17 protein-coding genes are annotated in these 20,061 nt (G+C 61.2%); 2 read left to right on the forward strand and 15 right to left on the reverse strand.

The features are described from left to right. Nucleotides 1–11: 11 nt before the first annotated feature. Entirely contained in the window at nt 12–2,117 is a 2,106-nt protein-coding gene (gene recG, locus AC1DIJ_RS17825; protein WP_112387413.1) for an ATP-dependent DNA helicase RecG, read from the forward strand. Here recG and AC1DIJ_RS17830 read toward each other — a convergent pair. The 14 genes from AC1DIJ_RS17830 to pcsA all read right to left on the reverse strand — a co-directional run bounded on the left by AC1DIJ_RS17830 (nt 2,073) and on the right by pcsA (nt 18,262). Beyond that, nucleotides 2,073–2,807: a DUF502 domain-containing protein gene (locus AC1DIJ_RS17830; protein WP_112387414.1), complete on the reverse strand. Its 735-nt coding sequence runs from the start codon at nt 2,805–2,807 to the stop codon at nt 2,073–2,075. The two genes, recG and AC1DIJ_RS17830, sit on opposite strands and share 45 nt — an antisense overlap. Nucleotides 2,808–2,927: 120 nt before the next feature. Then, nucleotides 2,928–4,754 carry a glutamine--fructose-6-phosphate transaminase (isomerizing) gene (gene glmS / locus AC1DIJ_RS17835; RefSeq protein ID WP_112387415.1) on the reverse strand — a complete coding sequence of 609 codons (1,827 nt, stop codon included), beginning with the start codon at nt 4,752–4,754 and terminating at the stop codon, nt 2,928–2,930. 100 nt (nt 4,755–4,854) lie between these two features. After that, a complete protein-coding gene (glmU, locus tag AC1DIJ_RS17840) occupies nt 4,855–6,216 on the reverse strand; it encodes a bifunctional UDP-N-acetylglucosamine diphosphorylase/glucosamine-1-phosphate N-acetyltransferase GlmU (RefSeq protein ID WP_112387416.1) in 1,362 nt (453 codons plus the stop codon). 91 nt (nt 6,217–6,307) lie between these two features. Continuing rightward, nucleotides 6,308–7,048 (reverse strand): FadR/GntR family transcriptional regulator, encoded by a 741-nt coding sequence (locus tag AC1DIJ_RS17845; RefSeq protein ID WP_405049648.1) that lies wholly within the window; start codon nt 7,046–7,048, stop codon nt 6,308–6,310. Between the two features lie 27 nt (nt 7,049–7,075). Further along, nucleotides 7,076–8,044 carry a galactofuranose ABC transporter, permease protein YjfF gene (gene yjfF / locus AC1DIJ_RS17850; RefSeq protein WP_112387418.1) on the reverse strand — a complete coding sequence of 323 codons (969 nt, stop codon included), beginning with the start codon at nt 8,042–8,044 and terminating at the stop codon, nt 7,076–7,078. After that, nucleotides 8,041–9,051: an ABC transporter permease gene (locus tag AC1DIJ_RS17855; RefSeq protein ID WP_112387419.1), complete on the reverse strand. Its 1,011-nt coding sequence runs from the start codon at nt 9,049–9,051 to the stop codon at nt 8,041–8,043. Before AC1DIJ_RS17855 ends, yjfF begins: the two co-directional genes overlap by 4 nt. Then, nucleotides 9,048–10,571, reverse strand: a complete 1,524-nt coding sequence (gene ytfR, locus AC1DIJ_RS17860) for a galactofuranose ABC transporter, ATP-binding protein YtfR (protein ID WP_112387420.1) — start codon at nt 10,569–10,571, stop codon at nt 9,048–9,050. The genes AC1DIJ_RS17855 and ytfR overlap by 4 nt, the downstream gene beginning before the upstream one ends. Nucleotides 10,572–10,689: 118 nt before the next feature. Continuing rightward, on the reverse strand, nt 10,690–11,652 hold the full coding sequence (gene ytfQ / locus AC1DIJ_RS17865; RefSeq protein WP_112387421.1) for a galactofuranose ABC transporter, galactofuranose-binding protein YtfQ: 963 nt from the start codon (nt 11,650–11,652) through the stop codon (nt 10,690–10,692). A 148-nt stretch (nt 11,653–11,800) separates the two neighbouring features. Next, nucleotides 11,801–12,871: a BMP family ABC transporter substrate-binding protein gene (locus AC1DIJ_RS17870; RefSeq protein WP_112443912.1), complete on the reverse strand. Its 1,071-nt coding sequence runs from the start codon at nt 12,869–12,871 to the stop codon at nt 11,801–11,803. A 56-nt stretch (nt 12,872–12,927) separates the two neighbouring features. Further along, nucleotides 12,928–13,848: an ABC transporter permease gene (locus tag AC1DIJ_RS17875; protein ID WP_112387423.1), complete on the reverse strand. Its 921-nt coding sequence runs from the start codon at nt 13,846–13,848 to the stop codon at nt 12,928–12,930. Further along, entirely contained in the window at nt 13,845–14,930 is a 1,086-nt protein-coding gene (locus tag AC1DIJ_RS17880) for an ABC transporter permease (RefSeq protein WP_112387424.1), read from the reverse strand. The genes AC1DIJ_RS17875 and AC1DIJ_RS17880 overlap by 4 nt, the downstream gene beginning before the upstream one ends. Next, nucleotides 14,920–16,494 carry an ABC transporter ATP-binding protein gene (locus tag AC1DIJ_RS17885; RefSeq protein WP_112387425.1) on the reverse strand — a complete coding sequence of 525 codons (1,575 nt, stop codon included), beginning with the start codon at nt 16,492–16,494 and terminating at the stop codon, nt 14,920–14,922. Before AC1DIJ_RS17885 ends, AC1DIJ_RS17880 begins: the two co-directional genes overlap by 11 nt. Before the next feature lie 47 nt (nt 16,495–16,541). Continuing rightward, on the reverse strand, nt 16,542–17,522 hold the full coding sequence (locus AC1DIJ_RS17890; RefSeq protein WP_112387493.1) for a quinone oxidoreductase family protein: 981 nt from the start codon (nt 17,520–17,522) through the stop codon (nt 16,542–16,544). Nucleotides 17,523–17,533: 11 nt separating this feature from the next. Beyond that, nucleotides 17,534–18,262 carry a phosphatidylcholine synthase gene (gene pcsA, locus AC1DIJ_RS17895; protein WP_112387426.1) on the reverse strand — a complete coding sequence of 243 codons (729 nt, stop codon included), beginning with the start codon at nt 18,260–18,262 and terminating at the stop codon, nt 17,534–17,536. Nucleotides 18,263–18,507: 245 nt separating this feature from the next. Between pcsA and AC1DIJ_RS17900 the strand changes: the two genes are divergently transcribed. Beyond that, the gene (locus AC1DIJ_RS17900) at nt 18,508–19,320 is read left to right on the forward strand and encodes a ferredoxin--NADP reductase (RefSeq protein ID WP_112387494.1); all 813 of its coding nucleotides are present in this window, start codon (nt 18,508–18,510) and stop codon (nt 19,318–19,320) included. A gap of 47 nt (nt 19,321–19,367) precedes the next feature. Here the strand turns inward: AC1DIJ_RS17900 and AC1DIJ_RS17905 are convergent, their stop codons facing one another. Further along, nucleotides 19,368–19,982 carry a GntR family transcriptional regulator gene (locus AC1DIJ_RS17905; protein ID WP_112387427.1) on the reverse strand — a complete coding sequence of 205 codons (615 nt, stop codon included), beginning with the start codon at nt 19,980–19,982 and terminating at the stop codon, nt 19,368–19,370. Nucleotides 19,983–20,061 lie beyond the last annotated feature (79 nt).

Below are 20,061 nucleotides of genomic sequence, written 5' to 3' on the forward strand. Positions count from 1 at the left end.
ATTTTGCCGCCATGCGTCCCACCATTCTCGATCCGCTGTTTTCTCCTGTTTCGGCTCTTGCAGGCGTTGGTCCGAAGATCGCGGAACTGCTGGTCAAGCTGCTCGGCCGCGAGACGCCCGAGGATACGCGGATCGTCGATCTGCTGTTTCATGCGCCGTCTTCAATCGTCGACCGGCGCAATCAGCCGGGCATCGCGCGGGCGCCGCAGGGCGCGATCGTGACGATCACCGGGCGGGTCGACCGGCATCAGGCGCCACCGCGCGGCAAGAGCAATATTCCCTACCGGGTGTTCCTGCATGACGAGACCGGCGAGCTTGGTCTTGTGTTCTTCCGCGGGCAGGCCAACTGGCTGGAGAAACAGCTGCCGCTCGATGAAGAGGTGACAGTCAGCGGCAAGGTCGACTGGTTCAATGGCCGGGCGACGATGGTGCATCCCGATTACATCGTGAAGGCGAGCGAGGCCGAGAACCTGCCGCTGGTCGAGCCTGTCTATCCGCTGACCGCCGGCCTATCGCCGAAGACCCTGCGCAAGATCATCGAAGCCGGCTTGCCGCGCATGCCCGAGCTTCCAGAGTGGATCGATCTGGCCCTGACGCAAAAGCAGGCCCTCCCGACCATTCGCGACAGCTTCCATATGCTGCATGAACCGCAGGATGCGGCCGATATCGATCCGCAGGCGCCGGCGCGCCGGCGCCTTGCCTATGACGAATTTCTGGCTGGCCAGCTGTCGCTGAGCCTTGTCAGGCAACGATTGCGGAAAGTCTCCGGCCAACCCGTAAGTGCTACTGGAGAAATCAGCAGCACGATATTGCAATCTCTACCCTTTTCGCCGACAGGGAGCCAGACGCAGGCGATCGCCGAAGTGCTGAAAGACATGGCGAGCGAAGACCGGATGCTCCGCCTTCTGCAGGGCGATGTCGGTTCCGGCAAGACGCTCGTGGCGCTACTGGCGATGGCGGCGGTGATCGAAAGCGGCGGCCAGGCGGTGCTGATGGCCCCGACGGAAATCCTGGCGCGGCAGCATCATGCGACGATCTCGAAATTCGGCGCGGCTGCCGGTCTTCGCATCGAGGTGCTGACGGGCCGTACCAAGGGGCGCGAGCGCGAGGACATTCTTGAGCGCATTGCCTCCGGCGAGGCTCAGATCATCATCGGCACGCATGCGCTCTTCCAGGATAGCGTCAGCTACAAGAACCTGATGCTGGCCGTTGTCGACGAGCAGCATCGCTTCGGTGTTCACCAGCGCCTGCGGCTCACCGCCAAGGGCATCTCGCCGCACATGCTGGTGATGACCGCGACCCCCATCCCGCGCACGCTGGTGCTCGCCGCCTTCGGCGACATGGATGTCTCGAAGCTCACCGAGAAGCCGGCGGGGCGCAAACCGATCCAGACGATCACCATTCCGAACGAACGTACCGGCGATATCGTCCAGCGGCTGAAGAGCGCATTGGCCGAGGGCAAGAAAGCTTATTGGATCTGCCCGCTGGTGGAAGAATCCGAAGAGCTGGATCTGATGTCCGCCGAAGAGCGGCATTCGACACTGACCTCGGCGCTCGGCCCCGGTATCGGGTTGATTCACGGGCGCATGAGCGGGCCGGAAAAAGATGCCGTGATGATGGCGTTCAAGAACGGCGAGATCCGGCTGCTGGTGGCAACAACCGTCGTCGAAGTGGGCGTCGACGTGCCCGACGCGACGATCATGGTCATCGAGCATGCCGAGCGTTTCGGGCTTGCGCAGCTGCACCAGCTGCGCGGCCGTGTCGGGCGCGGCGACGAGGCGTCCACCTGCATCCTGCTCTACAAGGGGCCGCTTGGGGAGACCGGACACGCGCGCTTGACGATCATGCGGGAAACCGAAGATGGCTTCCGGATCGCCGAGGAGGATCTGAAGCTGCGCGGTGAAGGCGAATTGCTGGGCACCCGGCAATCCGGAACACCCGGTTTTCGCATCGCCAGCCTAGAGGCGCATGCCGACCTGCTGGAGATCGCCCGCAAGGACGCAGCCTATCTGATCGAGCGGGATCCGGAACTGACCAGCGAGCGCGGACAGGCGGTCCGCACTCTGCTCTATCTATTCCGGCGCGATGAGGCGATCCGCTTTCTTCACGCGGGCTGAGAGCTTCGGCTTGACGTTCGGCTGCGGCTCGGCGCCCGGTATGACCGGCAGATGTTCGGGCGTGACCAGGCCACCCGAAATCAGCAGCTTGGCGCCGTCCTCGGCACTCATATCCAGCACGACGATCTTTTCACGCGGCACGAAGATCAGGAAGCCGGCGGTCGGCACCGGCGTCGGCGGCAGGAAGACGCTGACCATATCCTTGCCCATGGCATTGAACTTCGAGGCGATCTCGCCCTTGGCATCGGTGGCGATGAACACCAGCGACCAGAGTCCGGCGCTCGGATATTCGATCAGCCCGACCTTCTTGAAGGAGTTGCTGCGTTCCTTGAGCACCGTCTCGAAGATCTGCTTCACGCTCTTATAGATGCTGCGCACCAGCGGCACGCGGCGCACCAGCGATTCGCTGAACTGCACGATCGTCTGGCCGATCAGGTTCTTGCCGAGAAAACCGATGATGGTGATGAAGATCATCGCGATCAGCAGGCCGGAACCAGGGACCGCGAAATTCAGATAGCTGTCCGGATCATAACGGGCCGGAATATAGGGTTTCACCCAGCTGTCTGCCCAGCGCACGACAGACCATGTCAGCCACAGGGTAATGGCGATCGGCGCGCAGATGATGAGGCCCGCGAGGAAGTTGTTTCTGATGCGCGTTGCAATCGGCAAACGGGGAATCTTGTTCGTCATCGCTGGCGATGAACTCCCTTGAGTCTATCGGCTTTCGTGATCCGGCGCTCCCCCGTACCTTCGAAACGAAGCTGCCAGAATTCGGTTCCCCGGACAAGCCTCGTCCGGGGATTTCGGGGTTCACTCCACCGTGACCGACTTGGCAAGGTTGCGCGGCTGATCGACATCGGTGCCCATGAAGACGGCCGTGTGATAGGCGAGCAGCTGGATCGGCAGCGAGAAGATCATCGGGGCGATGATCTCATCGACATTCGGAAGCGTGATCGTCGCCATGGTCGGCAGCTTGGAGGCACCCGCGCCTGCTTCATCGGTGATGAAGATGATGCGGCCGCCGCGGGCAGCAACTTCCTGCATGTTGGAGACCGTCTTCTCGAAGAAGCGATCGTATGGCGCGATAACGATGACGGGCATGTTCTCGTCGATCAGCGCGATCGGACCATGCTTGAGTTCGCCCGCCGCATAGCCTTCGGCGTGGATATAGGAAATTTCCTTGAGCTTCAGCGCACCCTCCATCGCCAACGGGAAGCTGGTGCCACGGCCGAGATAAAGCACGTCGCGGCACTTCGAGAGTTCGCGGGATAGGCTCTCCATCTGCGGCTGGATGAGGTTCAGCACGCGGCTCATGATGCGCGGCATCTCGGCCAGATGCTTGACGAGCTCCTTTTCGTCCTTGGCGGTCAGCGTGCCACGAGCCTTGGCGGCGCCGAGTGCCAGCGAGGCAAGCACGGCCAGCTGGCAGGTGAAGGCCTTGGTCGAGGCAACGCCGATTTCCAGACCGGCCATGATCGGGAAGACGGCATCGGATTCACGGGCGATCGTCGATTCCCGGACGTTGACAACGGCGCCGATCTTCAGGCCGTTTTCCTTGCAGTAGCGCAGCGATGCCAGCGTATCGGCGGTCTCGCCTGACTGGGAGATGAAGAGCGCGGCCTGTGTCGGTTGAAGCGGCATTTCGCGGTAGCGGAACTCCGAGGCGACGTCGATCTCGACAGGCAGGCGCGCATAGCGCTCGAACCAGTATTTGCCGACGAGGCCGGCAAGATAGGCCGTGCCGCAGGCGGAGATCGCCAGGCTGCTGACCGACTTGAAATCGATACCTGCGGCGTTGGCGCCGACAGTGTTGTCGGCGAAGTTTACGTAGTGGCTAAGCGCGTGGGAGATGACCTCCGGCTGCTCGTAGATTTCCTTCTCCATGAAGTGGCGGTGATTGCCCTTATCGACGACATAGGCTGTTGCCTGGGAAATCTGGCGCGGGCGCTTTACGACGTTGCCGCTGAAATCGAGGATCGTCGCGCCGTCGCGGCTGATGATCGCGCAGTCGCCGTCGACGAGGTAGGTGATCTCGCTGGTGAAGGGAGATAGCGCGATGGCATCCGACCCCAGGAACATCTCGCCCTTGCCGTGACCGATGGCGAGCGGCGGGCCTGAGCGGGCAGCCATGATGGTGTTCGGATGATCCTTCAGCATGACGGCCAGCGCGAAGGCACCAGTGACGCGGTTCAGCATCTTCAGCAGTGCTGCCTGCGGCTGCAGGCCTTCGCGCAGATATTTCGCCATCAGGTGGGCGATGACCTCGGTATCGGTCTGGCTTTCGAAGACCGAACCTTCGGCGGTCAGGTGATCGCGAATTTCCGAGAAGTTCTCGATGATGCCGTTATGAACGACGGCGACGCCGCCGACGAAATGCGGATGGGCATTGGTTTCATTCGGAACCCCGTGCGTTGCCCAGCGGGTGTGAGCGATGCCAACAGTGCCATCGAGCGGCTCCGAATCAAGGCGCTTCTCAAGATTGAACAGCTTGCCCTCGGCCCGGCGGCGATCCATCACGCCGTCATGGACCGTGGCGACACCGGCCGAGTCATAGCCCCGGTATTCCAGGCGCTTCAGCGCATCGACCAGACGCCCGGCAACCGGCTTGCTACCGACGATCCCAACAATACCACACATGAAATTATCCCCAACCGCTTCGAAATAGTGACGCCACTCCTATCGATTTATTCTTATTTCTCAATCGGTCAGGCGGTCACTTTGGATTTCGGCCCGTAACTCAGCCCTTGGCCTTCTTCTGAGCCTTGATCGCCAGCGCCCGCTCGCGCAAAACCTTCGCACGCTCCGGCTTTATTTCCTGGCGCGCACGTCCAAATGCAAGCGCTTCGTCCGGAACATCATCGGTGATGACGCTGCCAGACGCAATGTAGGCGCCATCCCCAATCCGGACAGGTGCGACCAGCGAACTGTTCGACCCAATGAAGGCGTTGGCACCGATCCTGGTCTCGTGCTTGTTCACCCCATCGTAATTGCAGGTGATGGTCCCTGCCCCGATATTGGTGTGAGCGCCGACGACGGCGTCGCCGATATAGGTCAGATGGTTGACCTTGGCGCCCTCGGCGATCTTGCCATTCTTCACTTCGCAGAAATTGCCGACCTTCGAGCCCTCGCCGAGATCGGCGCCGGGGCGCAGGCGTGCAAACGGGCCGACCGTCGCGCCGGCGCTGACATGGGCGCCCTCGATATGCGAGAAGGCGTGAATGACGGCGCCGCTGTCGATCGTCACACCGGGTCCGAAGATGACGTTCGGTTCGATCAACGCATCCTGGCCGATCACAGTGTCGTGCGACAGGAAGACAGTTTCAGGCGCGATCATCGACACGCCTGACAGCATCAGTTCGTGGCGGCGGCGCTCCTGCCAGAGACGCTCGATATTGGCGAGCTCGGCGCGATTGTTGCAGCCGGTCATCTCGACTTCCGGCGCATCGACGGCCGTGACCCGGCCGCCCAGCGAACGGGCGATCTCTACGAGGTCGGTCAGATAGTATTCGCCCTTGGCATTGCTGTTGCCGATCCGGGAAAGCAGATCCAGCGCCTTGCGGCCGTTGATGGCCATCAGGCCGCTGTTGCACCAGTTTACGGTGCGCTCGGCATCGGTCGCGTCCTTCTCTTCGCGGATGGCAATGAGTTCGCCGTCCTTGACCAGCAGACGACCATAGCCGGTCGGCTTATCGGTATGGAAGCCGATGACGACGATGTCGCTGCCATCGGCGAGCCCCTGACGCGCCGCCTTCAGCGGTCCATCGGTCTGCAGCGGAACATCGCCATAGGTGACTAGGATGTCGTCATAGCCGCGGGCGATCGCCTCGCGGGCAGCGAGCACCGCATGACCGGTCCCAAGCCGCTCCTTTTGCAGATGCGCCTCGACGGCAACGCCGCTGACCGATGCGGCTTTTGCCACTTCGTCGGCATCGCGGCCGACGACGAGCGCGACCGACGAAATGCCGGCCTTCGACACGGCATCGACCACATGGGCGATCATCGGCCGGTTGGCCACCGGATGCAGAACCTTCGACTTCGAAGACTTCATGCGGGTGCTGTCACCGGCGGCGAGGATGACGGCAAGGCAGGTGCGTTCCATATGCAGGCTCCGGGAATCCGTTGTTCGACGCTTTTGCTGTGACATAGCAGCAAGGCGAAGCGGCGACAAAGATGAAAAATGGATTACGCCGCTAGGCCGAGGCGCGGCTCATCGTGAGGAAGGCTTCGTGGACGTGATCGCGACCATCGATGATGACGTCTTCCATCGCCTTGCGGGCACCGGCGACATCGCCGGCGGCGATCGCATCGACGATCCGCATATGGGTATCGGCGATATTCGAGAAGCCGTTCTGCGATGGCGGTGTGCTGATGCGGAACATGCCGACAAGGGCTGCCTCGATCAGACTGCCGAGCGTGCGCATGAAGGGATTGTGCGAGGCATCGGCAACCGCCAGATGGAACCGGAGGTCGGCAAGCGCCAAGCTCTCGGTGGTGTGGCCGGGTTCGGCCATGACGAGAGCCAGTTCGCGCAGATGCGCGATATCATCGCCGGTGGCGCGCTCGGCGACGAGGCCAGCCGCGAAGGGCTCGAATGCCAGGCGGATATCGTAGAGCTGCAGCAGGAATTCTTCGGTGGCGCCGTTATCGAAATGCCAGGCGATGATTTCGCTGTCGAACATGTTCCAGAGGTTCTTCTCCGTCACACGCGTTCCGACGCGCGCCTTGGCAACGACCATACCCTTGGCGGCAAGCGTCTTCATGGTTTCGCGAAGCACCGTGCGGGAAACCTTGAAGCGCTGGGCGAGCTCCACGTCGCCGGGCAGGATCGAGCCGACCGGATAGGTTCCGGCGACCATGGCCCTGCCAAGCTCGTCCACGACCTGTGCGTGGCTTGTCCGTGTCTTCCGCCCCGTTCTGCGGGTATCAATCATTCTGTTGCGCAAGCAACACGTCCTCCGTCAGGCATACCTCTTGTTCAGGCTGGAAAGGAACAGAATGGCCTTCTGCATCAGAATGAATGCGAAGAGCAGAAGCCCGATCAAGATCTTCGTCCACCAGCTCGACAGGGTCCCGTCGAAGGTGATGTATGTCTGAATGAGCCCCTGTATCAGGAGACCGATAAAGGTCCCTGCTACAAATCCTGCACCCCCAGTCAGCAGCGTCCCTCCGATGACGACCGCTGCGATGGCATCGAGCTCGACGCCCACCGCTGCAAGGGAATAACCGGCCGACGTATAGAGCGAAAAAACGATTCCGGATAGGCCCGCCAGAAAGCCCGAAAGCGCGTAGATCTGGATGGTCGTCTTGGCGACCGGAACCCCCATCAGCTCGGCCGTCTGCACTCCGCCGCCAAGCGCATAGACGTTGGCGCCGAAGCGGGTGCGGTGGGCGATGACGATACCGGCGATGAAGACGATGAGCATGATGCCGCCGATCAGCGTCAGGCGGCCACCGCCCGGAAGGCGGTAGTAGATGCTGGTCAGCGTCGAATAGTAGTCATGCTCGATCGGGATGCTGTCGATCGACAGCACATAGGACATGCCGCGCGCCAGGAACATGCCGGCGAGCGTGACGATGAAGGGCGGCATCTTCAGATAGTGGATCACCGCGCCCATCAGCCCGCCGAAGACGGTGGTGATAACAAGCACCAGCACGAAGGCGAGCAGCGGGTGAATGGAGGTGTCGCGCAGGATGACGGCGAGGAAGACGCCAGTGAAGGCGATGACCGAACCGATCGACAGATCGATGCCGCCGGAAATGATGACGAAGGTCATGCCGACGGCGGCGATGCCGAGAAAGGCATTGTCGGTGAGCAGGTTTCCGGCAACACGCGTCGACAGCATGTTGGGGTACTGCAGCGCGCAGGCCGCATAAGCCAGGATGAAGATGACGATGGTCGCGAGCAGCGGCAGGTATCGGGAATTCATTTCGGCTGCTCCGCTCTGGACTTGCGGCTGAAGAAGACGGCGGCAGACTGCAGCGCCGGCGACTGGATGATCAGGATCACCAGGATGATCACCGCCTTGATGATGAGGTTGAACTCCGGCGGGAAGCCCGACAGCAGGATGCCTGTATTGACCGACTGGATGATCATCGCACCGATCAGCGAACCGAGAATACTGAATCGTCCGCCGAGCAGCGAGTTGCCACCGACGACGACAGCCAGGATGGCGTCGAGCTCCAGCCAGAGCCCCGCATTGTTGGCATCCGCGCCCTTGATATCGGCGGCGACGATGATGCCGGCGATGGCCGCGCAAAGGCCGCTCAGCATGTAGACGGCCATCAGCAGGACGGGCGTTCGAACGCCGGAAAGCGTGCTGGCTCTGCGGTTTATGCCGACTGCTTCAACCAGCATGCCAAGAGCGGTGCGGCGGACCAACGCGATAACGATCGCCCCGGCCACCAGCCAGATGACAACCGGCATCGGCAGGAAGGCAAAGGAGCCGCTGCCGAAGAAGATCAGGCCGGGATCGTTGAAGGTCATGATCACGCCTTCGGTGATCAGCTGCGCGATGCCGCGTCCGGCGACCATCAGCACCAGTGTGGCGATGATCGGCTGAATGTTGAGGACGGCGACGAGGAAGCCATTCCACACGCCGCACAGCAGACCGACGACAAGCGCCGCAACCAGCGTATAGCCAAGCGAGTTCCCTGAAACGATCGAGGAAGCCGCGACCGCGCCGCAGATGGCGATGACGGCACCGACCGAGAGGTCGATCCCCTTGGTGGCGATCACGAGCGTCATGCCGATCGCCAGCAGCGCCACCGGCGCGCCGCGGTTCAGCACGTCGATCAGACTGCCATAGAGGCGGTCATTTTGAATAACGACATTAAAAAATTGCGGGAACATGATGAAATTCAACAAAAGAATGACAGCAAGCGCAATCAATTGCGGCGCCAGGCGTATGGCAAGCGCCTTCAGCGAGGAACTCATGCATCCTCCGTTTTCTTGTCAGCCGCAGCAATGGCATCAACGATGCCAGATGCGGTTATGCGGTCGCCGGTCAGCTCGGCAATATGCTCGCGGTCGCGCAGCACGATGACGCGCGAGCTGTAGGCGACGAGTTCCTCCAGCTCCGAGGAAATGACGATCAGCGACATGCCCTTGGCGCAGAGCTCTTCGATCAGCCGGATGATCTCGGCATGGGCGCCGACATCGATACCGCGCGTCGGCTCGTCGAGTATCAGGAAATCCGGATTGGTGGCCAGCCAGCGCGCCAGAATGGCTTTCTGCTGATTCCCACCCGAGAGTAGCCGGATCGGCTTCTCGCGGTCCGTGGTGCGGATATCCAGGGCCTTGATATATTGGTCGGCCAGAGCATTCTGCTCGCTGCGGGACAGCGGCCTCGCCCAGCCGCGGCGCGCCTGGAGCGCCAGCGCGATATTCTCGCGGATCGACAGGTCACCGATGATGCCATCGGTCTTGCGATCCTCGGGGCAGAAGCCGAAGCCATGGCGGATCGCCGCCCTTGGATTGGCCAGCGCCACCGGCTTGCCGTCCACTTCGGCCTTGCCGCTGTCGGCATTCTCGATACCGAACAGCAATTCCGCGGTCTCGGTGCGGCCGGATCCGAGGAGGCCAGCGATACCGACGACTTCGCCGACGCGGACAGCGAGGTCGAAGGGCTTCACCTTGCCGCGCTTGCCGTAGCCTTCGAAGCGGTACTTGACGGCGCCGGCGGCAATGCTGCGCTCCTTGGCGGTCTCTTCGGCATGGGCCAGTTCGCGGCCGAGCATCATCGAGATCAGCCCCTGCCGCGGCAGCTCCGCCTTGTCGCGGGTGCCGACCAGCTTGCCGTTGCGCAGCACGGTGATGCGATCACTGATCTCATAGACTTGTTCAAGGAAGTGAGTAATGAAAACAATGCCTAGTCCCCGCTCCTTCAAGTTCTTGATGATGCCGAAGAGCATCGCCACTTCCTGGGTGTCCAGGCTGGCAGTCGGCTCGTCGAGGATCAGGACCTTGCCGGACAGGTCGACGGCACGGGCAATGGCGATCACCTGCTGCACGGCGACCGAGAAGCGATCGAGCTGTGCGGTGACGTCGATGGTAAGACCGTATTGCGCCAGCAGGTTGCGCGCCTGCCGGTTCATGGCGCGGATATCCAGCATGCCGAAGCGGCGCGGCTGGCGGCCGAGAAACAGGTTCTCCGCGACGCTGAGATTGGCGAGGAGGTTGACCTCCTGATAGACGGTGCCGATGCCGAGCTTCTGGGCTGCCAGCGTATCGGCAGGGTCGATGTGGTTGCCATCGAGCGCCAGCGTGCCTTCGTCGCGGCGATAGGCGCCCGTCATGCATTTGATCAGTGTCGACTTGCCTGCCCCGTTTTCGCCGAGCAGCGCATGCACTTCGCCCTTGCGCAGCGTGAAATCAACCTTGTCCAGCGCCACCGCGCCGGGGAAGAATTTCGATATGCCTGACGCGACGAGGACGTTCTCGAAATCGTGAATCATGGTCCGGTCTTTTCCTGATATTCAGCCGTCTTGCCGTTGCAGGCGCGGGACATGATGTCCCGCGTGCAGAGGCAGGTCCGCACCGGCCCATGATGGGCCGGTGCGGGTTCAGTGCCGATCAGTAACCAAGACCCTTCTTGGACTCGTAGACCTTCTTCGGATCGTCAGCCTGGGTGTAGAGCTTCGATTCCGTCTGGATCCACTTCGGCGGCGCTTTCTTGTCCTTCAGGTAGGCGTCAAGCGCGTCGAAGGCCGGGCCTGCCATATTCGGCGTCAGCTCGACGGTCGCGTTGGCTTCACCTGCGGCCATCGCCGTGAAGATATCCGGAACCGAGTCGATCGAGACGACGAGGATGTCCTTGCCCGGCTTCAGGCCGGCTTCCTTGATCGCCTGGATGCCGCCGACGGCCATATCGTCGTTATGGGCGTAGAGGGCGCAGATATCCTTGCCGCCATTCTCCGCCTTCAGGAAGCTTTCCATGACTTCCTTGCCCTTGGCACGAGTGAAGTCGCCCGTCTGGCTGCGGACGATCTTGAAGTTCTTGTGGCCGGCAATGGCTTCCTCGAAGCCCTTCTTGCGGGCGATCGCCGGCGAGGAGCCGGTGGTGCCCTGAAGCTCGACGACGTTGCACTTCTTGTCGCCGACATTCTTGACGAGCCAGTCGCCGGCAACCTTGCCTTCGTGGATCTGATCGGAGGTGACGGCCGTCAGATAGAGATCATCCGGCGCCTTGATGGTGCGGTCGAGAAGGATGACCGGGATTTCGGCTTCCTTGGCTTCCTTCAGAACGTCGTCCCAGCCGGTTTCAACAACCGGTGCCAGAAGGATGGCGTTGACGCCCTGCGCGATGAAGGAGCGGATCGCCTTGATTTGGTTTTCCTGCTTCTGCTGAGCATCGGAGAACTTCAGGTCGATGCCGCGCTTCTCGGCTTCCTGCTTGGTGACGGTCGTCTCTGCCGCACGCCAGCCCGACTCCGAGCCGATCTGCGAAAAGCCGACGACGAGCTGGGCCGCGTTGGCCGAACCGAACATGCAGGCAGCCAAAACCGTGGCACTCAAAAGTGCAGTTTTCAATTTCATGATTGTCTCTCCCAATTGCCGCTCCTCGCGGCAGGCTCAAAAAATCATATAGTATTACTTTTGTAAATGGACATTTTAGCATGCGCTGCAGCAAAAAAGGCGCTCCTTTCGGAGCGCCTTTCGCAATCGCAAAAGTTGCGGCCAGATATTACTGCGGCAGCTTATCGTCGACGCCTTCGACATAGAAGTTCATGCCGAGCAGCGTGCCGTCGTCAGCCTTTTCGCCAGCCTTGAGCCACGGCGTACCGTCCTGCTTGTTGATCGGGCCAGTGAAGGGATGCAGCTCGCCGGACTTGATCTTGGCTTCGGTTTCCTCGGCCATCTTCTTCACGTCATCCGGCATGTTCGTGTAGGGCGCCATCTTCAGGATGTTATCCTTCAGACCATCCCAGCTCTGCTCGGACTTCCAGGTGCCGTCGAGCAGCGCGTGCACGCGCTTGGAGTAGTAGTTGCCCCAGGTATCGACGATTGCCGTCAGCTGCGCCTTAGGGCCGGCCGCGATCATGTCGGATGCCTGACCGAAAGCGTGGATGCCGCGCTCTTCGGCAACCTGCATCGGCGCGGTCGTGTCGGTGTGCTGGGTCAGAACATCGACGCCCTGGTCGATCATCGCCTTGGCAGCGTCGGCTTCCTTGCCCGGGTCGAACCAGGTGTTCACCCAGATGACCTTGAGCTTGAAGCTCGGATCGACGGACTTCGCGCCCTGCTCGAAAGCGTTGATACCCATCACGACTTCAGGGATCGGGAAGGAAGCGATATAGGCCGCGCCGTGCTTCTTCGATGTCTTGGCGGCGATCTGGCCGAGGATATAGCGGCCTTCATAGAAGCGCGAGTTGTAGGTCGCGAGATTCGGGCCGGACTTGTAGCCAGTACCGTGCTCGAACTTCACATCCGGGAACTTGGCAGCAACCTTGACGGTCGCATCCATGAAGCCGAACGAGGTGGTGAAGATCAGCTTGCAGCCCGAACGGGCGAGACGCTCGATGGCGCGCTCTGCATCCGGACCTTCCGGAACGTTTTCGAGGTAAGGCGTGTCGATCTTGTCGCCGAATTCCTTCTGGATCTGCTGGCGACCGAGATCATGTGCCTGCGAGTAGCCGCCGTCGGTGTGCGAACCGACATAGACGAAGCAGATCTTGGTCTTGTCCGCAGCCTGAGCCGAGCCGACGCTGATCAGCGCGGCAGCGGAAGCGGCGAGTGCGAGTGCTATTTTCTTCATGGTGACCCCTGTTGGTTTTGAAGAGATTTCCGGAAACCCGTCTGATTCTTGTTCTTCTATCGCTCCGGGACGAAGGCTTTACCAAGCGACGCGGGCGTGTTGATCAACGTCGTGCGCCGATTATGAGAAATGATGATGAGAACCACAATAGTGGCCGCATAGGGCAGCATCGACAGGAACTGCGCCGGAATGCCGATGCCGAATGCCTGGGCGTGCAGCTGCAGGATCGTCACGGCGCCGAAGAGATAACCGCCGGCAAAGACGCGCAGCGGCCGCCAGGAGGCGAAGACAACCAGCGCCAGCGTGATCCAGCCGCGCCCGGATGACATGTTCTCCACCCATTGCGGCGTATAGACCAGTGACAGCTGAGCGCCCGCCAGACCAGCACAGGCGCCGCCGAAAATGACGGCGAGATAACGGGTTCTGATGACATTGATGCCGAGCGCATGGGCCGAGGCGTGATTATCGCCGATGGCACGCAGCTTTAGGCCGGCACGGCTGCGGAACAGGAACCAGCTGACGCCAATCAGTAGCGCGATCGACAGATAGAAGGTCAGGTCCTGGCGGAAGAGCACCGAGCCGATCACCGGAATATCCGACAGGAACGGGAAGACGATCGGGCTCAGCCGGATACCGGGGACGCTGACGAAGGATTCGCCGAGCATGCCTGAAACCCCGAGGCCGAGGATGGTCAGCGCCAGACCTGTCGCGACCTGGTTGGCGACCAGCGTCAGCGTCAGGAAGCCGAAGAGCAACGAGAACAGCGCACCGGCGGCGATGCCGCAGATCAGGCCGATATAGGGCGAACCGCTCAACTGCGCACCGGCAAAGGCAGCGACCGCACCCATGATCATCATCCCCTCGACGCCGAGGTTCAGGACACCTGAGCGCTCCGCCACCAGTTCGCCGAGGGCGGCGATGACGAGTGGTGTCGAGGCGGTGATCACAGTCAGCAGGATGGCTTCGAAGATGCTCATGCCGCACCTCCCCGGACCCGCGACCAGATAATGCGGATCTTGTAATAGATGAGCGTGTCGCAGGAGAGCACGAAGAACAGCAGCAGACCCTGGAACACGCGCGTCACCTTGTCGGAAACGCCGATCGAGAGCTGCGCCGCCTCACCGCCGAGATAGGTCAGCGCCAGCACCAGGCCCGAGAGAATGATGCCGAGCGGGTTCAGGCGCCCGAGGAAGGCGACGATGATCGCGGTGAAGCCGTAGCCCGGCGAGATCGCCGGCTGCAGATGCCCGATCGAACCGGACACTTCCGAAATACCTGCGAGGCCTGCAAGCGCGCCGGAGAACAGGAAGCCGAACCAGATCATCCGCTTCGAGGAGAACCCTGCAAAGCGCCCTGCCCGTTCCGACTGGCCGAGGACGACAACCTCGAAGCCCTTCAGCGTGTATTTCATCATGAACCAGACAAGAATTGCCGCCACGATCGCGAAGATGGAGGCCCAGTGGGCTCGCCCGGATTCTTCCCAGATGGCCGGAAGCGTCGCCTCCGGCGGGAAGCTGACGCTCTCAGGGAAATTGAAGCCCTGTGGATTGCGCCAGCGGCCGCGGATCAGCCAGTCGAGGAACAGCTGGGCGATATAGACCAGCATCAGCGATGTCAGGATCTCGTTGGTATTGAAATGTGCCTTCAGCAGCGCCGGGATCGCGGCAAACAGAGCGCCGCCGATCGCGCCCATGATCAGCATCAGCGGCAGCACCATCGGCGAATGCCATTCGGTGAAGACGATCGGCAGGATCGAGCCGGTGATGGCGCCGACCGTGAACTGACCTTCGGCACCGATATTCCAGTTGTTGGAGCGATAACAGACCGACAGGCCGACGGCGATCAGGATCAGCGGTGCGGCCTTGATCGCCAGCTCATGCAGCGACCAGACCTCGAGCAGCGGCTCGATGAAGAAGGCATCGAGCGCCTGGATCGGATCCTTTCCAAGGATCGCGAACATGATGGCACCGGCAATCAGCGTCAGTGCCAAAGCCAGCAGCGGCGAGACGAAGGCGTAGAGCTTCGAGACCTGCGGGCGCTTTTCGAGTTCAATGCGCATGTGCGGCCTCCGCAGCGGGCTTGCTGTCGTGCAGGCCGCCCATCAGCAGGCCGATCTTTTCGCGCGTCAGTTCGCCAGCCGGGAACGGCGGCGACAGACGTCCCTCGGAGATGACGGCGATCTCGGTTGCCACTTCGAAGATCTCGTCGAGATCCTGGCTGATGACGATCACGGCCGAACCGGCACGCGCCAGATCGACCAGCGCCTGGCGGATGCGGCTTGCCGCACCGGCATCGACGCCCCAGGTCGGCTGGTTGACGACGAGCACGGCAGGCTGGCGGTCGAGTTCGCGGCCGACGATGAATTTCTGCAGATTGCCACCCGACAGCGATCCGGCTGTGGGATCCTCGCCGCTCTTGCGCACGTCCATCGCTTCGGAGATGCGGCGAGCCGCATTCTTGACCGCGCCATGGCGGATGACGCCGAGAAAGCCGCCGCCAAGGAACGACTTGCGGTCGGACTGGCAGCGCGCCAGGACGAGATTGTCGGAAAGCTTCATCGCCGAGACAGCCGCGTGGCCGTGGCGTTCTTCCGGAACGAAGCCTGCGCCCAGCAGGCGGCGCGCGGTAATCCCCACGTTGCCGACGGGCTTGCTGCGGATGACGACTGCCGATGGCTCGGAGACCGGATACTCGCCCGATAGCGCATCGAAGAGCTCGCCCTGGCCATTTCCGGCAACACCGGCGATCGCGAGGATTTCACCGGAACGCACCGCAAGCGAGACATCCCTTAGCGGCATCGCGAAAGGCGTGCGCGCGGCGACAGACAGGCTGGTGACGGCAAGCTGCACCTCGCCCTTATTGCCGCGATCGGGATGGGTGACGGCTGCGACATCGCTGCCGACCATCATGCGGGCGAGCGATGCCGGCGTTTCCTGCTTCGGATCGCAGGCGCCGGTGACCTTGCCGTGGCGCAGAACGGTGGCGCGATCGCAGATGCGCTGCACTTCCTCGAGACGATGGCTGATATAGAGAACCGACCGGCCCTCGGCCTTGAGTTTGAAAAGCGTTTCGAACAGCTTGTCGGCTTCCTGCGGCGTCAGCACTGATGTCGGTTCGTCGAGAATGATCAGCTTGGGGTTCTGCAGCAATGCGCGGACAATCTCGACACGCTGGCGCTCGCCAACCGAGAGATCGGCAACATGGGCATGCGGATCGAGCGGCAGACCGTAAGCTGCCGACAGCGTGCGCGCCTCTTCGGCGATCTTGCCGATCGGAATGGTGTCAGCGAGGGAAAGCGCAATGTTTTCGGCAACAGTCAGCGCCTCGAACAGCGAGAAGTGCTGAAAAACCATGCCGATGCCGAGATTACGGGCTTCGCCGGGAGAGCCGATCGAGACCGACTTGCCTTGCCAGAGGATGTGACCTGCCATCGGCTCCAGCACGCCGAACAGCATTTTCACCAGGGTCGATTTGCCGGCACCGTTTTCTCCAAGCAGGGCATGGATTTCGCCGGGCGCAATATCGAGGTCGATTTCATTGCAGGCAGCAAAGCTACCGAAATGCTTGGTCAGCTTTTGGACCGACAGTAACGCACCAGACGACGGCGCATTGGATGACGACACGTTCCCCTCATTTCTCTCTGCCGATCCGTCCTTTTTGCACGGAATCCCTATGGGATCAGCAGCGTAGTTCCAGTCGTTTTTCTTGTTTCCAGATCCGCGTGAGCCCGTCCCACCTCACGCAACGGATAAGTTTGATTGATATTGATACGCACTTTGTTGCTCAGCACAACAGCAAATAGCGCGTTTGCACAATCCTTAAGCTCCTGCGGTGTCGCAATATAGCTGAAGAGCGTCGGCCGGGTGGCGTAGAGCGAGCCCCGTTGCGCCAGTGCCGACATGGTGAAGTTCTCGATGGCGCCCGAGGACTGGCCAAAGGAAACGAACAGGCCGCGCGGCTTCAGGCAATCGAGCGATTGCGGAAAGGTATCGCGGCCGATGGAGTCATAGACGACGTCAACGCCCTTGCCCGCCGTGATTTCCTTCACGCTGTCGAGGAAGTTTCCGGACTTGTAGTTGATGACATGATCGTAGCCGTATTCCAGCGCCAGCTTGACCTTGTCGTCGGAACCGGCCGTGCCGATGACCGTTGCGCCAAGCGCCCTCGCCCACTGCCCGGCAATCAGACCGACGCCGCCGGCGGCAGCGTGAAACAGCAGCACGGTCTCAGGGCCGACTTTGAAGGTACGGTTCAGGAGATACTCGGCGGTCATGCCCTTCAGCATCATCGCCGCCGCGGTCTCCAGGCTGACACCGTCGGGAACCTTGACGAGATGCTTCGTCTCGACATTGCGCTCGACGCTATAAGCGCCGTCCGCGCCGGCATAGGCAACGCGGTCGCCGACGTCAAAATCGGTGACACCGGGCCCGACCGCAGTGATCGTTCCTGCGGCTTCCTTGCCGGTAACGAAGGGCAGATGCGGCGCCTTATAGGTGCCGTCGCGGAAATAGACGTCGATGAAATTCAGGCCGATTGCGGCATGCTTCAACTGCACTTCACCGGCAGATGGCGGTGGCAGATCGACATCGACATATTCCAGAACCTCTGGTCCGCCGTTGCGGCTGAATGCGACTGCCTTCGTCTTTGCCATCATGCCTGTCCTTATGCCGATTTTCCGAGCGCCGGGAAAAACTGCAGCACGGCGCCGATGCAATAGAGATAGATACCGCTGATGATGAAGAGAACAACCGCCCAGTGCGGAATGCTGAAATGCATCAACAGCGCATAGATGCCGATCGCCGACCAGAGGAAGAAGACGCCAAGATTGAGCGGCCGCAGCCGCTTGACGCGGACCGGGTGCAGGAAGTTGATCGGCAGGAAGGTCAGGACCACAGATACGGTGACGACGATCATCGCGGTCAAGGCGCTGGCATCCATGACGAACAATGTGAAGACGATCATGTTCCAGACGACCGGGAAGCCGGAGAAGAAATACTCCTCCGTCTTCATCCCCATGTCTGCATAATAGATGGCACTTGAGACGACGATCATGCCGGCCGCGGCAAAGGACCAAGGCTCACCGATCATGCCGCTCTGATAGAGCGCAAAGGCCGGCAGCAGCACGTAAGTGACGTAGTCGATGATGTTGTCGAGCGTATCGCCAGACCAGTTGGGCAGCACTTCCTTGACGCGGACCTTGCGTGCGATCGGGCCGTCGATACCATCGACGAGCAGTGCCAGACCCAGCCACCAGAACATATCGATGAAGCGATGCTCTGCAGCGGCGACGACACCGAGAAAAGCCAGAAATGAGCCGGAAGCCGTCAGAATATGGACGGAAAAGGCGCGCATCTCCGCATAGGGCACACGCTTGTAATTGAAAATCTTCATGTTTCCCCGTACCGCCTGCCGCCCCCATTACTACCGGGCGCGTTTTGGCCCTAATATGCATCCTTTGCCCCGCTCCGCCAGATCAAAAGCGAAAAGAGCCCACAGGGCATTGAATCATGAGAATGACATGCATATTTCGCGGCTGGCACGCGGCAGAGAATGGATTGCCTTTAATTTGCGGTGGTTTTGTAATATCAGCCTCGCAATAGAATTATCGTGTGATGAATACGGGATCCGATACCGAAATGAACGCCCCTGCAAAGACAGAAGACTTCGCCTCCTCCATTCCGGCAAACGTCTATGCCGAAACGGTGCTGAGCGTCACGCATTATACCGACCGGCTGTTCCGCTTCACGATGACCCGGCCGCAGGGCTTCCGTTTCCGCTCCGGCGAGTTTGCGATGATCGGCCTGATGGTCGAAGGCAAGCCGGTGTTCCGCGCCTATTCGATCGCAAGCCCCGCCTGGGCCGAAGAGCTCGAGTTCTTCTCGATCAAGGTTCCCGATGGTCCGCTGACCTCGCATCTGCAGGGCATCAAGCCTGGTGACCAGGTGCTGATGCGCAAGAAGCCGACCGGTACGCTGGTTCTCGATGCGCTGACCCCCGGCAAGCGTCTCTACATGTTCTCGACCGGCACCGGCATCGCGCCCTTCGCCAGCCTGATCCGCGATCCCGAGACCTATGAGAAGTTCGAGGAAGTCATCCTCACCCACACGACCCGCGACGTCGCCGAACTGAAATACGGCTTCGACCTCGTTGACGAGATTCGCAATGACGAGCTGCTCAGCGAAGTCGTCGGAGACAAGCTGCGTCATTACGCGACTGTCACCCGCGAAGATTTCGAGCGCACCGGCCGCATCACCGACCTGATTGAATCCGGCAAGCTGTTCACCGATCTCGGCATTCCGCCGATCGATCCGGCCATCGACCGCGGCATGATCTGCGGCTCCTCGGCGATGCTGAAGGACACAAAGGAATTGCTGGAAAAGGCAGGCCTCGAAGAAGGCGCCAACAGCAAGCCGGCCGAATTCGTCATCGAACGTGCTTTCGTCGGCTGATAGGCTCCATCAGAGTGTTTCGAACGGCTCCGGAAACGGGGCCGTTTTCATTTCTGGCTGAGATAGTCGATCAGCACGGTCATCGTATCGCGGGCGGCATCTGTGCGGCCCTCGCGGATCGCCTCGATCGTTGCGACATGCAGCGCGATGGACCGCTCCATGCGCGACGGGTTTGCCGTTGAGTACCAGATGCGGCGCGCGTGGGTCTGGACCGGACCAAGTGCTGCCGTGATGAAGCGGTTCGGGCAGGCTTCCTCCAGCACTTCGTCGAACGCCTTGTCGGCGGCAAAGAAGGCGGAGAGATCGCCGCTGTCGGCGCAGGCACGCATGGTGTTCTCGCAGCCGGCCAGTGCCCCGCGCTGATCCTCGTTCGCATGCTCGGCGACCAGTGCAGCGGCAATCGGCTCAAGTTCGCGGCGCACCTGCATGACGCTCGCGTGATCATCGGGGCCGATCTCGGCGATCTGCAGGCCGACGCGCGGGCGCACGATGATCAGTCCCTGCCAAGCGAGCTTCTGGATTGCCTCGCGGACCGGCGTACGGCCGTGGCCGGTCATGTCGATCAGCTGCCGTTCGGTCACCATGGCGCCAGGCTTGACCGCGAGCGTGACGATCGCGTGCTCCAGCGCCAGATAGGATTGGTGACTTTGCGAATTCTGCATCTCAGATCCGGGACACAAGTTACTGATATATCATCCCTTGCACGCATCCCGCGCGATGGCAAGGTTACGTTTGAGGGAT

The organism is Rhizobium sp. 10N427, assembly GCF_056394605.1.

Bases quoted from the DNA above. Each gene is read 5' to 3' on its own strand.
- recG (WP_112387413.1), top strand. From the start codon at position 12: ATGCGTCCCACCATTCTCGATCCGCTGTTTTCTCCTGTTTCGGCTCTT.
- AC1DIJ_RS17830 (WP_112387414.1), bottom strand. From the start codon at position 2,807: ATGACGAACAAGATTCCCCGTTTGCCGATTGCAACGCGCATCAGAAAC.
- glmS (WP_112387415.1), bottom strand. From the start codon at position 4,754: ATGTGTGGTATTGTTGGGATCGTCGGTAGCAAGCCGGTTGCCGGGCGT.
- glmU (WP_112387416.1), bottom strand. From the start codon at position 6,216: ATGGAACGCACCTGCCTTGCCGTCATCCTCGCCGCCGGTGACAGCACC.
- AC1DIJ_RS17845 (WP_405049648.1), bottom strand. From the start codon at position 7,048: ATGATTGATACCCGCAGAACGGGGCGGAAGACACGGACAAGCCACGCA.
- yjfF (WP_112387418.1), bottom strand. From the start codon at position 8,044: ATGAATTCCCGATACCTGCCGCTGCTCGCGACCATCGTCATCTTCATC.
- AC1DIJ_RS17855 (WP_112387419.1), bottom strand. From the start codon at position 9,051: ATGAGTTCCTCGCTGAAGGCGCTTGCCATACGCCTGGCGCCGCAATTG.
- ytfR (WP_112387420.1), bottom strand. From the start codon at position 10,571: ATGATTCACGATTTCGAGAACGTCCTCGTCGCGTCAGGCATATCGAAA.
- ytfQ (WP_112387421.1), bottom strand. From the start codon at position 11,652: ATGAAATTGAAAACTGCACTTTTGAGTGCCACGGTTTTGGCTGCCTGC.
- AC1DIJ_RS17870 (WP_112443912.1), bottom strand. From the start codon at position 12,871: ATGAAGAAAATAGCACTCGCACTCGCCGCTTCCGCTGCCGCGCTGATC.
- AC1DIJ_RS17875 (WP_112387423.1), bottom strand. From the start codon at position 13,848: ATGAGCATCTTCGAAGCCATCCTGCTGACTGTGATCACCGCCTCGACA.
- AC1DIJ_RS17880 (WP_112387424.1), bottom strand. From the start codon at position 14,930: ATGCGCATTGAACTCGAAAAGCGCCCGCAGGTCTCGAAGCTCTACGCC.
- AC1DIJ_RS17890 (WP_112387493.1), bottom strand. From the start codon at position 17,522: ATGGCAAAGACGAAGGCAGTCGCATTCAGCCGCAACGGCGGACCAGAG.
- pcsA (WP_112387426.1), bottom strand. From the start codon at position 18,262: ATGAAGATTTTCAATTACAAGCGTGTGCCCTATGCGGAGATGCGCGCC.
- AC1DIJ_RS17900 (WP_112387494.1), top strand. From the start codon at position 18,508: ATGAACGCCCCTGCAAAGACAGAAGACTTCGCCTCCTCCATTCCGGCA.
- AC1DIJ_RS17905 (WP_112387427.1), bottom strand. From the start codon at position 19,982: ATGCAGAATTCGCAAAGTCACCAATCCTATCTGGCGCTGGAGCACGCG.